Source organism: Flavisericum labens (genome assembly GCF_045446075.1).
GTDB lineage: Bacteria > Bacteroidota > Bacteroidia > Flavobacteriales > Flavobacteriaceae > Flavisericum > Flavisericum labens.
Genome location: NZ_JBJJBQ010000005.1, coordinates 38,347 through 53,539 on the forward strand (window position 1 = coordinate 38,347; position 15,193 = coordinate 53,539).

10 protein-coding genes are annotated in these 15,193 nt (G+C 35.3%); 1 reads left to right on the forward strand and 9 read right to left on the reverse strand.

Features of this window, described 5'->3' with window-relative positions; all coding sequences use genetic code 11:
- Nucleotides 1-2: 2 nt before the first annotated feature.
- The 7 genes from ACIEHO_RS09775 to ACIEHO_RS09805 form a co-directional block, all read right to left on the reverse strand.
- Nucleotides 3-1,925, reverse strand: coding sequence for a DUF3857 domain-containing protein (locus ACIEHO_RS09775; RefSeq protein ID WP_406971152.1), 1,923 nt, complete (start codon nucleotides 1,923-1,925; stop codon nucleotides 3-5).
- Between the two features lie 2 nt (nucleotides 1,926-1,927).
- Nucleotides 1,928-5,224, reverse strand: a complete 3,297-nt coding sequence (locus ACIEHO_RS09780) for a hypothetical protein (RefSeq protein WP_406971154.1) — start codon at nucleotides 5,222-5,224, stop codon at nucleotides 1,928-1,930.
- A 168-nt stretch (nucleotides 5,225-5,392) separates the two neighbouring features.
- The gene (locus ACIEHO_RS09785) at nucleotides 5,393-6,553 is read right to left on the reverse strand and encodes a metal ABC transporter permease (protein ID WP_406971156.1); all 1,161 of its coding nucleotides are present in this window, start codon (nucleotides 6,551-6,553) and stop codon (nucleotides 5,393-5,395) included.
- Nucleotides 6,546-7,673, reverse strand: a complete 1,128-nt coding sequence (locus tag ACIEHO_RS09790; RefSeq protein ID WP_406971158.1) for an iron chelate uptake ABC transporter family permease subunit — start codon at nucleotides 7,671-7,673, stop codon at nucleotides 6,546-6,548. Before ACIEHO_RS09790 ends, ACIEHO_RS09785 begins: the two co-directional genes overlap by 8 nt.
- Before the next feature lie 2 nt (nucleotides 7,674-7,675).
- A complete protein-coding gene (locus ACIEHO_RS09795; protein WP_406971160.1) occupies nucleotides 7,676-8,455 on the reverse strand; it encodes a metal ABC transporter ATP-binding protein in 780 nt (259 codons plus the stop codon).
- 202 nt (nucleotides 8,456-8,657) lie between these two features.
- Complete coding sequence (locus tag ACIEHO_RS09800; protein ID WP_406971161.1) at nucleotides 8,658-9,563, reverse strand: metal ABC transporter solute-binding protein, Zn/Mn family; 906 nt, start codon at nucleotides 9,561-9,563, stop codon at nucleotides 8,658-8,660.
- 9 nt (nucleotides 9,564-9,572) lie between these two features.
- Nucleotides 9,573-11,816, reverse strand: coding sequence for a TonB-dependent receptor (locus ACIEHO_RS09805; RefSeq protein WP_406971163.1), 2,244 nt, complete (start codon nucleotides 11,814-11,816; stop codon nucleotides 9,573-9,575).
- 102 nt (nucleotides 11,817-11,918) lie between these two features.
- Here ACIEHO_RS09805 and ACIEHO_RS09810 point away from each other — a divergent pair, with 102 nt between their 5' ends.
- On the forward strand, nucleotides 11,919-12,572 hold the full coding sequence (locus ACIEHO_RS09810; RefSeq protein ID WP_406971585.1) for a metal-dependent transcriptional regulator: 654 nt from the start codon (nucleotides 11,919-11,921) through the stop codon (nucleotides 12,570-12,572).
- Nucleotides 12,573-12,751: 179 nt separating this feature from the next.
- Here the strand turns inward: ACIEHO_RS09810 and feoB are convergent, their stop codons facing one another.
- On the reverse strand, nucleotides 12,752-14,851 hold the full coding sequence (feoB, locus tag ACIEHO_RS09815) for a ferrous iron transport protein B (RefSeq protein WP_406971165.1): 2,100 nt from the start codon (nucleotides 14,849-14,851) through the stop codon (nucleotides 12,752-12,754).
- Nucleotides 14,844-15,080 carry a FeoA family protein gene (locus ACIEHO_RS09820; RefSeq protein ID WP_406971167.1) on the reverse strand — a complete coding sequence of 79 codons (237 nt, stop codon included), beginning with the start codon at nucleotides 15,078-15,080 and terminating at the stop codon, nucleotides 14,844-14,846. The genes feoB and ACIEHO_RS09820 overlap by 8 nt, the downstream gene beginning before the upstream one ends.
- Between the last annotated feature and the right edge of the window lie 113 nt (nucleotides 15,081-15,193).

A 15,193-nucleotide genomic window follows, 5' to 3' on the forward strand; every position in this document is an offset into this window, starting at 1 on the left:
ATTTAAGATTTTTTTAATACAATAACCTCTTTATAAGCTTTTTCTATTTTTTTTATGAGCTTATTAACTTCCTTTTGTTGATTAAGGTTTAGGCTAATTGAATTTAAGCTATAGGTATGATTGTATTTAATTACGTTGTGGTTTATCTCGTAATCAATACTTGCATTCATGTAATCGTTAGACAGGTTAATGTTTTTTGGAATATAATTTAGTTTATAGCCTGCTGGAATATTTAAGTAAGTTGTGTAGTTTAAGTAGTTGGTATGCTCGTATTCAATATCATTTTTTCGGTCTTCTTGAGTTTTGTAAGCCGATAAGTCTTTATTTAAATTTAAATTGAGATAAATTTCATCTCCCATTTTCTTAGCATAACCATTAATTGTAAAGTCATAAATTATGATTAAGTTCTTTTCGTAATCAAATTTATTGGTTTCATTAAAAGAATGAATTAAAAATTTATTATTCCCTTTTTGCAATCTGGAATTATAAAACTCTTTTATTTTTTCCTCGGTTGTTTTTTCCTCTAAAAAGTGAAACGTATCCATTTTGTTGTACCCAGCAACTTCTGCTTTGGACTGTCCTACCAAGTTTTCATCGACTAAGTTTATTGTAGTTGTATCTATAACGGCGTTTTTTATAGCAGGCATTATCGGTACTTTTTTGATAATAAAATTAGATGCTCCATTAGCAATTAAAGCCTCTTTACCTTGAATAAATGAGGTTGGGTACGCAATAGACTGGTATCTTCCTGTGGCATCTAAAAAGTATGTATGACCATCTTTACTAGTATAAGATAAAATCATGTGATTGTCGACCATAGGAGTTGGTAACTCTTCATAGCTATAAGGTATGCTTCTAGTGCCAATCCAGGTTAAGTCTCCTTTTATACCAGCAATCTCTAACATTCGGTATAGAATACTGGAATTATCCTTACAATCGCCATATTTTTTTTGAAACACTTCGTTGGCCTGTCTTGGCACAAATCCGCCTAGGGCATACTCAAAAGCAATATATTTTATGTTTTTTTGAGTCCAATAATAAATAGACTTTACTTTCTCTAAGTCGCTAGTTTTATCGGCCGTAAGTTTGTTAACAAGGCTTATAAGTTCTTCATTTGGTTTGTCGTTATTTATGTCTTTTACCAATGAGTAATACCAACCGTACAAGTCTGAAACATTCTTGGCCAAATGAATGTCGGTATCATTAGATTTATATGATGTTATAATTGGCACAATATGAGGTAGAATCTTTTTATAAGTTGGAGTGTTTGACTCATATTTATATTCATCCATATGTTTTAATTCCCATGTGTAAATATTTGTTCGTCTTTTTTCGATCTTGTTGAAGTTGATATTTAAGGAATCTGTATTAAAAGCTTTAAATGTTAGATTTACATCTTTATCGGCTACAATAGTAACTTTGTTATTGACGATAGGTGAAAAGTCACCAAAATAGAATGGGCTTAGAAAACGTGGGTTTTTAACATTTTCAGAATACTTTAATACAGATTTAGCGCCTTTCTTAAGATTCGGAAAAATAAAAGTTAAGGATGTATTATCATCATAAAATGAACGGTCTAGTTCATCTTTTTCCTTAAAATCGGTTACTTGAATTTCTTTGTATTTACCGTCTGAATATGTAAATGAGGATGCTTCTACTTTATCTAATTCAAAAAAGGATGAGAAATTTAATGCTTTTTTGGAATTGTAATTTGCTCCTTCATCTAAATATAAGTCTTCTTCAAAAAACTCTTGGGTAATATCTATCTTACCAGAATTAAGCTTTATGGTTACCATGGTATTTTGATTGACCCTAACGGATTTTGCATTTGGATAGAGCTTTTTGTAAAGGTTGAATTCTGCAGATTCTTGAGCAAAACTGCAAAAATATGATAAGCATAGTAAGTTTATAAGTATGAAGCGCATATCTAGTAGGTTTCAGATTTGTATATTTCTCCGTTAAAGTAAAATTCTTTCTTAACTAGTTTGTTGTTTTCATTATAGTACTGCATTTCTCCAGATTCTTCACCATTTTTATAGTTAATTACTTCTTTAGGGTTACCGTTTTTATAGTATTTTTTTACCGGACCTTGTAAAATCCCCATTTGATAATTGCTTTCGTTTTTTATTTTGCCATTTTCGTAATATTCAATGTTAAGGCCATTATATTCGTTATCTACAAAATGCATTTCTTCCTTTAGTCGCCCAGAATAGAAATATATCTTATAAGAGTTTATTAAATCACCATTCTTATACTCCAGTTCTCTGGCAATATTCCCGTTGCTAAAGTAGCTCGTTATTTTTGCAGTTTCATTGATAATGGGAACCATAGGTAATTCTTCAGAATTTTTGTCTAAATAACTGTACCCTATAAAAGCACCATGGCTATAATGTCTTATGAGTTGAAGGTTTTCTGATGGATCGTAAAAAACTGTTTTTCCATGTAAAGCGTCGTCCTTATAATCAGTGGTTCTTGCCTTTTTACCGTTTTCGTGAAACCTAACCCAAGTTTTTATCCTTTTTCCATATTCATAGAATAATTGAGCTTCAATTGACCCATCTTTGAAATAATTAAGGCATTCACCATGAAGGTTGCCGTTTTTGTAATTCATAACACTCTCTATTGTGCCGTCTTCGTAGAACCATGTCCATTTTCCATCTTGGGCACCGTTTGTATAATGGCCTTCAATAGACTTATTGCCGTAGAAATCGTAACCTAAATATGGCCCATGTTTTACACCGTTCACGTATTCAATAATTACATCGGTTTTTCTATTATTATTTAATAATTCAATCGTAAAATTATTAGACTCTGGTTTGTAATGAACCGTATGAATAATATTGTCTTGGTTATCATAGTATGATTCTTCTAACAATTTACCATATTCATATCTACTAGTGTGCTCTAGTTTTCCATCAACACTATAAAATGCTTGAACGCCATGTAATTTATCTTTATGATAAAAGTTTACAGTTTGTAGAGAACCATCTATGAAATAAGAGCGCCATTCACCATGACCTGTCCCATTTTTATACCATCCTTGTCTTTTTAGTTGACCATTTTTAAAGTAGTCCACATAATACCCAGACAAGGAGTCGTTTACATAGTTGCTAATAGCCTCGGCCTTTCCATTATTGTGGTATGTTATATACTCACCTGTAGCTTTGTTTTCAGAGTAGCTTCCCTTTTCTGTTAAAACACCATTTTTCGAGAAAAACTCCCAATAACCTTCTTTCCCTCCTTTAATATCATATAGTCCTTTGGAAGAAACATTACCATTTGGATGGTGTCCAGTGAACTGAAACTCTCCGCCTTTTTTTCTGCCTTCGCTTAAAATGTTTCCGTTTTTATCGTAGTATTTATATTCTATTATTTCCCCTTTTCTGTATAGATAGTCGTAGTAGAGTTTGCCGTCGGTATCAAAGTATTTGTATTCACCATCAAGGTCTCCTTCGTTGTAAGAAAAACTCGATTGCAAGGTGCCGTCACGGTAATAAGATTTCCAAGGTCCGTTGTAATAATTTTCAGAGCCTTGTCCTTCTTCATAGGTATTGCCATTAGTATAATAACTTTTGTAGTGACCGTTTAGCTCGCCTTCTATATAATTTGCTTCGCTAGATACTTTTTTATTGAAAAAGTATTTTTTTTCGATTCCTTGCCTCTTACCATTTTTAAAGGGCATTTCAGCATAAACCGTCCCGTCTGCGTAATACTCAAGGGCCAAATCACTTATTGAACCATCTTTATATGGAATGTTAAATTCAAGTAAATCTTCACCTACCGGAAAGTATGATTGATATATTCCGTCCAATTCTCCATTTTTAAAAAACTTTTTTTGAATTAAGGCTCCCATGTCGTTGTAATATCTATACTCTCCACTTAGTTTGTTATTTAAGTAATTAGCCTGAACATAAGGTTTGCCGTTTTCATAAAAGAGTTGGTTTTTACCCTCTAAAATGCCAATTTTATAGGTAGCGGTCTCTTTTGTTTTTCCATTGCTGTAGAGCCACGTCCACTTGCCTGTTCTTTCTCCGTTATCATCATAGGTGCCAAACGACATTAATTGGCCGTTTTGATTATAAAAATTCCATTTTCCAACGCTCACGGTATTGTTCATTTTTCCAATAGCTTGAACATATCCGTTATAATAATTAAAAGAAACCTCCTGTTTTTTATCTTGGATGACAATGGTGTTGTTTTTTAAAATGTCATACCATTTAGGGTAGAACAAATCCATAAATCCCTTGATTTCTTTTTCTTTTTGCTTTATAATTTTTACATATGTTTCGTTTTGAATTGAGTATGATAGAGTGTAAGTGAAATTATCGAATAAATTATTTTCTTTAACCCACTGGAAAAAAGGAACGTATTTTTTATCCCAAAATCCATCGCCTCCTTCAAAACCTTCAAGCTGCGTTATTAGAGCATGGTTTTGTCTGGTTAGTGAAATGTTGATTTTGTTACCTGTATCGTAATTTTCGTTTAGAGCAACTTTATTGGTTAAAACTAAATCGATATCTTCAAAATATTTGTCGTCATCAGAGATTTGTAAGTTTAATTTTGCGATATTTTCATTTTTTTCAGCAACCAAATTATTTAAAGACTTTAAAGTGTCGAACGCACCGTTTTCATCAAAAGTTAAAATTAAATACATATTGTAGCACATTAGTGCTTGAGACATGAGTTCTTGGTTATAACAGATATTTCCCAGCTGAAGATGTGACTTGGCATAAGTTGGGTTGAATAAAATGGCCTGCTGATATGCATAAACGGCTTCATTAATTTTCTCAAGTTCTTCAAAAGCAACCCCTTTATTATACCATAACAGGTAATAATTAGGATAGGTTTTTAAGCCTTCATTATAAATTTGAATAGCTTCATTGTACTTATCAAGTGACGCTAATGCCAGGCCTTTATTTATGTAAAAGGATAAATTAGAATCGTAGTTATTTAGGCGCAAACCTTCATCGGCAACTTTTATTGCCTCTTCATATTTTTCAGAATTTATTAAGTAATACGATTTTGAAATTAAAACACTCGCATAGGTAGAGTCGTTTTTGTTGATTTGGTTTAAAATTTCAATCGTTTTTTCATAATCATTCTCTTGTATAGCTTTTGAAGCTTGAGAATAGACATTGTCATAATCTATAAACGGGATTTTTTCTTGTGAAAAATTTGGAAGTGATACTAAAAGATAAAGGGCAAAAGTTAATTTTTTTGTCATCGGTATTGTTTAGTTGAACGAATTGTGCGAAAAATTACATTTTTTTACTGACTTTTTAAGCAAAAAAATCAATTTATAGTTTAAATGCATAATTAATTGAGGAATTGTGTTATTACATCAGCCCCTTTTTAAAGTACGGGGTATTAAAGTTGGAATATTTTAAAAGTACTAACCCCTAAACAAAAAGAAATCATCTTTCATATGCTCAATTTTGGCATCTTGATTTGTAATAATGTAGTCTATGGCCTGTGAGGTAAAAAGATTGCCTTTTTCAGTTAAAGAAACAATATTCTTATCTAGTTTAATCATGTTGTTTTTAATTGCTAGCTCTAGAACCGTTTTACTGCGGACTTTTTGCCAATTAATATGCTCGTTAAGGTGGTTAACATGGCGTTCACTTTCTTCCTTGTGGTTTTTTAAGTGCAACAAAAACGTGAGTAAAGATACCTCTATACGTTGTTGTTTTTCTCTGTATAAAACCGCTATAATACCTTTATTTGGTGCAAATAGGTAAACTGCTAGAAATAATATACCCAGCATGGTGGTGATAGAACCAGCAATAGAGGCATCGAGCACATGTGCTAACCAATAGCCGGAGATAGCGCAAAAAACCCCAAACCCAATAGCATAAATTAGCATACGTTTTAAATCGGTTGTGAGTAAATAGGCCGCTGCTGCCGGGGCAATCATTAGGGCAACAACCAAAATAGCACCAACGGCATCAAAAGCGCCAACGGTTGTGATAGACGACACCGTCATTAAACCATAGTGAATAAAAGTTGGTGAAAACCCTAGAGAGGCAGCTAATCCCGCATCAAAAGTGCTTATTTTTAATTCTTTGAAAAAAGCAAAAAGCAAGGCGATGGTTATGACTAAAATACTTCCGATAACCCATAAAGATTTTGGTCCTACATCAACTCCAGCAATAATCAATCTGTCAAAAGGAGCAAAGGCTAATTCACCCAAAAGAACGGCATCAACATCTAAATGAACATCGTTTGCATTTTTTGCTATGAGAATAACCCCAATGCTAAACAAAATTGGAAAGACCAAGCCAATGGCGGTATCTTCTTTTACTAACCCTGTTTTTTGAATATATTCCACCAAAATTACAGTAATAATTCCTGTTATGGCGGCCAAGAGGATAAGCAATGGTGAGTTCAGGTCTTGCGTGATGAAAAAACCAACGACGATACCAGGTAAAATGGAATGGCTAATGGCATCACTAATCATGGCCATTTTTCGCAATACCAAAAATGTGCCTGGAATGGCACATGCTATGGCCACCAAACTTGCAATTAGTTGTATTTCTATTTGCGCACTACTCATGGGTTTTGTGTTGTTGGTTGTACAAATTCGTAGCAGTTTTAAAGCCTTCCTCTGTCAAACTCCACATATTGCCTTCTAATACTACATAGTTTTTGTTTACTAGTTTTTGTAAAGTGCCCTTCGTGTATCCGTGGAAATTGTTAAGGATTTTAATGGTATGCGGATGCGAAATATTATCGTGAGTGGAGGCAATACGGTACATAAAGGCTAATGTTTTATGAAGCTCTAAATCTCTACGGTTTTTTATAAATCGAATTTGTTTAAATAAAAGTCCACGGCTAGGTGAAAAAATAAACGAGAATAGCACAAAAACGCCAGCAACAATTACAATAACTGGCCCAGTAGAAAGGTTATTTTGACTAGCACTTATGGCGGTGCCAAAAACTCCTGAAAATGCTCCAAAAACAGCTGCTAAAAACACCATAGTGCTTAAACTGTTGGTCCATTGTCGTGCTGCTGCTGCCGGAGCTAAAAGCATGGCACTCATTAGCACTACACCTACGGTTTGCAACCCTAAAACGATGGCTAAAACAATAAATGTGGTGATTAAAATATCAATAAATTTAGTGTTAAAACCCAGTGTTTTTGTGTAATCGGCATCAAAAAGAAGAATTTTAAATTCTTTCCAAAAAAGTAAAAGAACAAGCAGGCAAATACTAGTAACGATGGCCATAAGCCAAACATCGCTTTCAACAAGCGTTGCTGCTTGTCCGAATAGATATTTATCAAGTCCGGCTTGATTAGCATTGGGTTGTTTTTGAATAAAGGTGAGCAATAACATACCGAAACCAAAAAATAATGAAAGAATAAGCCCCAAAGCTGTGTCTGATTTTAAGTGGGTTTTACTGATGATGCTGCGAATCCAGAAGGTGCCAATTAAACCGCTAATTAGCGCTCCAAGAAGAAGCAAATTGCTATCTTTTGTTCCGGAAATCAAGAAGGCTATGGCGATTCCAGGGAGCGCAGCGTGCGAAATAGCATCACCTAAAAGGCTTTGTTTTCGAAGTACTGCAAAACTGCCCAACATACCCGTAACGGCACCGAGAATAGCCGTTCCTAGCGTAATGGTTCTGAGGGTATAATCAGAAAAAAGGAGTTTTATATATTCTGTTATATCCATTTTTATTCCTGAATACTAACTTTGTAATTAATGCCGTAGGTTTTGGTTAAGTTATCGTCGTTGAAAATATCTTTAATCGGCCCTGTAGCAATTTTTTTAACGTTTAAAAAGGTTACCCAGTCAAAATACTCGGGAACCGTTTGTAAATCGTGATGTACCACAATAACCGTTTTTCCAGCTTTTCGCAATGCTTTTAAAATGTTGATGATGGCAATTTCAGTAGAAGCATCAACACCTTGAAAAGGTTCGTCCATAAAATAGATAGATGCATTTTGCACCAACGCTCTTGCCAAGAAAATACGTTGTTGTTGTCCGCCAGATAGCTGACTTATTTGACGGTTTTTAAAAGGTAGCATGCCTACCTTTTCAAGTGCTTCCAATGCTGATTTTTTTTCTTTTTGCCCCGGACGTTTTATCCATCCTAAACTTCCGTAGGTACCCATCATTACCACATCTAATGCTGTAGTGGGAAAATCCCAATCTACACTTCCTTTTTGGGGAACGTAGGCTACTAATTCGCGTTGTTTTTCGTAGGGTTTGCCATAAATGCTAACGCTTCCCGCAATGGGCTTTAAAATACCCAAAATGGATTTTATGAGCGTGGATTTTCCGGCACCATTGGGCCCTACTATAGCCATAAGTATGCCTTCGGGAATTTCTAAATCGATATCCCAAAGTACTGGTTTATAGTTGTATGCTACGGTTAAATCGTCTACTTGTACAGCAATGGTTCCAGCGGAAGCGGGAGTCTCCTTTAAGTTTTTATCTTTTTTTTGTAACATAATTTATTTTTTTATGTTCATTTTGTCTTGATACAAAACGAACCAAAAATCATTTCAAAAATAGGAAATTGCTAAAGCATCATTCTCTTTAAGAGTTTCGCGACTGCACTCTTTCGTTCATTATTTCTCATTTTTGATGGTTCCGACAATGTCGGAATTTGGGGTTTGGTTTTCTAATGTGACTATTAGTTTACTTGCTAACTTACTTTAACGCCTTTACAATGGTATTTACATTGTGCTTAAACATGCCAATGTAAGTGCCTTCATCCGTGCCTGCATTTCCTAAGGCATCAGAGAACAGCGAGCCACCAATTTCAACATTGTGTCCTTTTGAATTCACCGCGGCTTGTAAGGCTTCGATGGTACGTTTTGGCACCGAACTTTCAACAAATATGGCTTTTACTTGTTTTTCTATAATAAATGCAGAAAGTTTTTGTACGTCTTGAACTCCAGCCTCGGTGGCCGTTGAAATACCTTGTAAGCCAACAACCTCAAAACCGAAAGATTTTCCAAAATAATTAAAGGCATCGTGCGCCGTAACTAAAATACGTTTTTCCTTTGGAAGGGCGTCAATTGTGGTTTGCAATTCTGCTTTCAACGCATTGAGTTTCTCAATATAATGGTTAGCATTAGCCTGAAAAGCTGTTTTTTGTTCTGGAATGATTTCTGAAAGCTTATCAGCTACAAAATGTGCGGCTTGTATCCAATAGTCTACATTAAACCAAATATGTGGATCGTAGTTGGATGCAAAATATTCTGAACCAATTAAAGTGTTTTTGTCCAGCGCATCGGAGATGGCAACCGTTTTTTGAGTTCTCATTTTTTCGAAAACTTCTACCAATTTACCCTCTAAGTGCAAACCATTGTAAAAAATAATATCGGCACTTGCTAATTTGTTAACGTCTCCCTCGCTGGCTTTATAAAGATGTGGGTCAACCCCGCTTCCCATAAAACCTTGTAGATTAATATGCTCGCCACCAATATTTTTAACCAAATCGGTTATCATGGTGGTAGTGGCGACTACGTTGAATTTGCCGTTGGACTTTTTTTCGTTTTTACAACTTAAAAATAGTGCTATAAAGGCTAGAGTGAGTATTTGTTTGTTCATTGATCAAATTTAATTTAAAGTATATCGTAATCCAAAAAATAGTCGTCTTCCTTGGTTCGGCCCATATACATAAGAAGGGTCAAAGGTTAGGGCATATGGGTTGTCGCTGGTGGCTATTGCATTACCACTATTGTCGAACTGTACATTTTCATCAAACGGATCTTGAGACCTGGCTATAATGAAAGGGTTGCCTTTGTTGGGGGTCCAATTAAGTAAGTTTTTCACACCACCATAAATTTCAAAATTGTTTAGGCCATCAAATGTCAGTTGTATGTTTTGTATGCTCCAGAACGGTGAATCTTGTAACCTGGGATCTAAATCGCCCAAAAGCGGTAAACGCATGGGGCCATAAAGGTTTCCGGTGTAATCTAAAACTAAATTGTATTTGTAGTTTTTATATGAAGCAGCCCATGTTCCTGTAAAGCTTTCAGTTAAAATTTGTCGTTCTGTAACACCGTTTTCAGTTTTCGATACGTCTTGGAGTGTAGCGCCTGCAAGTAATTTAATACCGTTGGAAAACATAGCGTCTATATTGAGACTAACCCCTTGGCTTACCGCTTTACCATTTAAATTATCATAAATGATTTGGTTGGGGTTGGTGTCATAGTCGGGTAAAATTAAATTGGTAAAATGGGTATACCAAGCCGAAGCATCTAAGCCTATAATAACTCCGCTTTTGGTAAATAATTTGGTTAGATAATTAAGATTGACGTTGTAAGAGCGTTCAGGTTTTAGGGCTTCAGTTATCACAACATCGCGTGCTCCCGTGAGTGCAGCATGTTCTTCGGTAAATAAATTGACTACCCTAAATCCGGTACCTGCATTAATACGAAAAATGTCATTTTTTGTGGGTTTGAATTTATAAGCTATTCGTGGGGTAAAAATATTACCGTGTCTTTTATCGTAATCGTAACGAGCTCCCAAAAGCAGGTTGTGTTTTTCACTTAACTTCAATTCATCTTGAACAAAGAATGACGGTATAACAATTTCATCGGCTAATGGAGTAGCAGGCGTATTGTCATTATAGAAGTTATACCGTGCTGCAGTACCAAACAATAAATCATGATTCTCAATTGATTTGTCCCAAGTAAATTGACCAAAACCAATTCGCTGCGTCGCTAAATAGGGCACATTGCCGTATACCGAATTTTGGTCGTGATTGGTATAAGAAAACTGAAAGAGTACTTTTTCTTCAACAGGCAATTGGTATTTGCCCAAAATCTCATAACGTTTGGTATAAATACTTTCACCATATACATCACTTCCTCCGCGATAGGATGGATTCCATTGCATTTCGCCGCCCCAGCGGTCTTCGTAAAAAAAGCGTCCGGCCATAGAGAATACCCTATTGTTATTGCGTCTGAAATTCCATTTTTGAAAAATAGAGATTCGATCTTGCAGGGTTAAATCAGTAAAATTATCATTATTGTTGTCTATCGGGTTACTATAATTAAAGTAATTAATACCAGTTAGAACATCGGTTTTAAGACCCAACTTAGCTTTAAAACCAAGGTCTATATTGGCTTCCCCCCAACCTGAAACATAGCTGTCTGCAAAAACTCTAGGAGCATGTTCAGGAAGTTTGGTGATTATGTTTATGAGCCCCCCTACAGCTTCGCTGCCGTATAATGAGGATGCGGGTCCCTTTACAATTTCAACTTGTTCGATAAGTGAGTTTGGAATACCCGACAACCCATAAACCGTTGAAAGACCGCTAACTATGGGCATTCCGTCTATTAAAACCAAAGTGTAAGGGCCTTCTAAACCATTAATGTGAATATCGCCCGTGTTACAAACGTTACAGTTAATTTGTGGGCGAACACCATTTACGTTTTGAAGGGCCTCAAAAATATTAGGTGTTGGGTTTTTCTTTAAAAAAGTAGGTGTATAAACTTCAACAGGAACGGGACTTTCTAATCGTGATACCGCTTTTAGGGTTCCGGTGACAACAACCTCGTCGAGCATTTCCGATTCCTCTAAATGAAAATCAATATTTATGTTTTCTTCGTTTATTGTAACACGTTTTCTTTGAGTTTTATAACCGGTAAATGATACCAATATGGTGAATTTTCCTGTTTCTACTCCTTTTATAGTGTAAAACCCATTTTCGTTTGCCATGGCCCCTTTTGAAGTTTCTTTAATGAATACATTCGCGAAAGCTAGTGGTTCACCATTAGAATAAACCCGACCACTGACTTCTTGCCCGTACAAGGAAAATGAGACAGTGCTAATTATAATTATAAGGTATTTCATAGATTAATATTTTTGCAAATATAAATATTAATTTAGATTAATCTAAAAATAGATTTAAAATAATGATTAAACTATATTTGTGAAATAATTAAACTAAATATGATTACGCTAACAGAAGAAAATTATATTAAAACTATATACCAACTTGGTAGATATGGCACATTAACCGTAAGCACTAACAGTATTGCGGAAGCTATTGAGACCAAAGCATCGTCGGTGACTGATATGATTAAAAAGTTGGCAGAAAAAGGCTATGTTAATTATAAACGATATCAAGGTGCGACGCTTACCTCGAAAGGAAAGAAAATAGCATCCGATGTGGTTAGAAAACACCGTTTGTGGGAAGTGTTTTTGGTTGAAAAGCTTAATTTTTCGTGGGATGAAGTTCATGAAATTGCAGAGCAATTAGAGCATATAAAATCTGAAAAACTAATTAACGAATTAGATAAGCTATTGGATTATCCTACCCATGATCCGCACGGAGATCCTATACCAGACAAATCGGGAGATATTAAAAAAACAGATAAAGTTTTATTATTTAATTTAGCTAAAAACACCAAAGGGGTTTGTGTTGGGGTTAAAGACACTTCCTCAGCGTTTTTAAAATATTTGGATAAACACAAAATAGCTTTAGGATCTGAAATTAGCGTAATTTCTCGGGAAGATTTTGACGACTCTATGGTTATAGAAATAAATGGTAGCCAAATAAGTATATCTCAAACCGTGGCAAACAATTTATTTGTTATTGAAGAGTAGTTTTCTTTCTTTAAAGTTTAATGACATCCACAATCATCATTGCCACAGGCTTTTTTCGATTTGGCTTTTTTCCAAAAGAATTTTTTCACTAAAAAAAGAAGCGCAAAGGCCAGTGCAGCAATTAATAATATATTTTGTAGAAAAGTGTTCATAGTAATTTAGTCGAAATTAAACTACTTTCATTTCAAAAGTTGAAAAGCAACTAATGCCGCTACATATGCAATACCGGTCATGACCACAAGTTGCAATGTTGGCCATTTCCAAGAATTGGTTTCGCGCTTAACAATGGCCAGTGTACTCATGCATTGCATAGCGAAAGCATAAAAGAGCAATAATGAAATACCAGAGGCAAAATTAAACAATGGCCCGCCTAAAATGGGGTTTACTTCGGCCGCCATTCTGTTTTTTATGGTAGCTTCATCATCGTTGCCAACACTGTAAATGGTTGCCAACGTTCCAACAAATACCTCACGGGCCGCAAAGCTGCTTACAATGGCAATACCAATTTTCCAATCGTAACCCAGTGGTCTTATAACAGGTTCTATGGCTCGACCTGTTATGCCTATAAATGAATGTTCTAATTTGAAAGATGCTACATGCTGTTGTAAATCTTCGTCCGAAACATTTTGGGAGGCATATTCTTTTGTAACAATTTCTTCAGCTTTATTGAAATTATCTCCTGGACCATAAGATGCCAAAAACCATAGTATGATTGAAATGGCCAAAATAATTTTTCCAGCTCCAAATACAAACGATTTTGTTTTTTCTATAACGGTAAGCGCCACATTTTTAAAAAGCGGAAGTTTATAATTGGGCATTTCAACCACAAAGAAGGTTTTACTTCTAATTTTTAAAACTTTATTTAGAATGTATGCCGAACCCACTGCTGCCCCAAAACCCAAAAGGTATAAAAGCATTAATGTTAAGGCTTGGTAGCCTAAACCAAAAAATCGGCCCTCTGGAATCACCAAAGAGATAATAATTAAATAGACAGGAAGTCTGGCAGAGCATGTAGTAAATGGTGTTACCAAAATGGTAATCAAGCGTTCTTTCCAGCTCTCAATATTTCGGGTGGCCATAATGGCTGGAATAGCACAGGCAGTACCTGAAATAAGAGGCACAACACTTTTTCCGCTCAACCCAAAGCGCCTCATGATGCGATCCATTAAAAAAACCACGCGACTCATATAACCGGTTTCCTCCAAAACGGAGATGAACAGAAACAAAAATGCTATTTGCGGAATAAAAATAACAATACCGCCAAGCCCAGGAATAATACCTTCGGCCAATAAATTGGTAAAGGCCCCTTTTGGCAGTTGGTTTTTTGTCCATTCGCTAAGTGAGGCAAAAGCACTATCAATAAAGTCCATGGGAACACTCGACCAGTCGTAAATGGCTTGAAACATGGTGAGTAAAATGACGAAGAAAATAGTATAGCCCCAAATTTTATGGGTTAAAATCCTATCTAACCTAGTACGTAAATCTTTAGCCAGAGATAGGTCAATTGTTTGGCCAACTTTAAGAACGTCATTTATAAACTGATAGCGTTTAATGGTTTCTTTTTGCTGCATGCGCTTTAAATCGGCCTCGCTTTTTGTTTTAAAATCTGCTACCGAACCAATAACGTTTCTGTCCGTTTTTCCGAAGTTTACATCTTGCGTTATAACCAGCCAAAGTTTATACAGCAGTTGGTTTGGGAATGCTTTTCTTAGTCTGTCAAAATAGTCTTTGTCAATTTCTGACGCATTTAGGCATGGTACCGAAGAAATGTCTTTGTAATTCGTAATTAAGTTTTTTAGGTTATCAATACCCACTTTTTTTCTTGTACTTATTAGCGCTATTTTTGTTTTAAGACGTTCTTCCAGATATTCAATATTTAACGAAATACCCTTATAAGTCATGCGATCGGCCATATTAATGACCAAAATAGTTGGAATTTCTAGATCCTTAATTTGCGTGAATAGTAAAAGATTCCGTTTTAAATTTTCAACATCGCTCACTACAACAGCAACATCAGGAAAATCTTTATCGTTTTTATTCAGAAGCAATTCTATAACAACATTTTCGTCCAGAGAGGAGGCATTCAAACTGTAAGTGCCAGGCAAATCGATAATATGGGCTTTAACACCGCGTGGTAGTTTGCAAATACCTTCCTTTTTTTCGACCGTAATGCCAGGGTAATTGCCTACTTTTTGATTTAAGCCAGTTAGAGCATTAAAAACCGATGTTTTTCCAGTATTGGGGTTTCCAATAAGCGCAACATTAATCTGTTTACCCATTTGTTATTCTTTCTATTAGAATATGATTGGCGGTTTCTTTTCTAATGGCCAAATGCGATCCATTAATATTTAAGTACATGGGGTCTTGAAATGGCGCCACTTGAACAAGCTTTACGGTATTACCTGGCAAGCATCCCATTTCTAAAAGTTTTAGTGGAATGTGTATGGATGAAACATCGGTAATAATGGCAACTTCGCCCCGTTTTAAATGTGCTAAAGTATCTTGCAAGCTTATTTAGATTGATTTTAAAGAAGCAAAAATAAGGTAAAAGTTTAGAAGTATAAAAGTTTTAAATATAAATAATTTTTTGGGCGTTACCCAAGGGTCGGGCTTTTCGCTGT

Coding starts and splice junctions, on each gene's coding strand:
- ACIEHO_RS09775 (WP_406971152.1), bottom strand. CDS start 1,925: ATGCGCTTCATACTTATAAACTTACTATGCTTATCATATTTTTGCAGT.
- ACIEHO_RS09805 (WP_406971163.1), bottom strand. CDS start 11,816: ATGAAATACCTTATAATTATAATTAGCACTGTCTCATTTTCCTTGTAC.
- ACIEHO_RS09790 (WP_406971158.1), bottom strand. CDS start 7,673: ATGGATATAACAGAATATATAAAACTCCTTTTTTCTGATTATACCCTC.
- ACIEHO_RS09785 (WP_406971156.1), bottom strand. CDS start 6,553: ATGAGTAGTGCGCAAATAGAAATACAACTAATTGCAAGTTTGGTGGCC.
- ACIEHO_RS09780 (WP_406971154.1), bottom strand. CDS start 5,224: ATGACAAAAAAATTAACTTTTGCCCTTTATCTTTTAGTATCACTTCCA.
- ACIEHO_RS09795 (WP_406971160.1), bottom strand. CDS start 8,455: ATGTTACAAAAAAAAGATAAAAACTTAAAGGAGACTCCCGCTTCCGCT.
- feoB (WP_406971165.1), bottom strand. CDS start 14,851: ATGGGTAAACAGATTAATGTTGCGCTTATTGGAAACCCCAATACTGGA.
- ACIEHO_RS09800 (WP_406971161.1), bottom strand. CDS start 9,563: ATGAACAAACAAATACTCACTCTAGCCTTTATAGCACTATTTTTAAGT.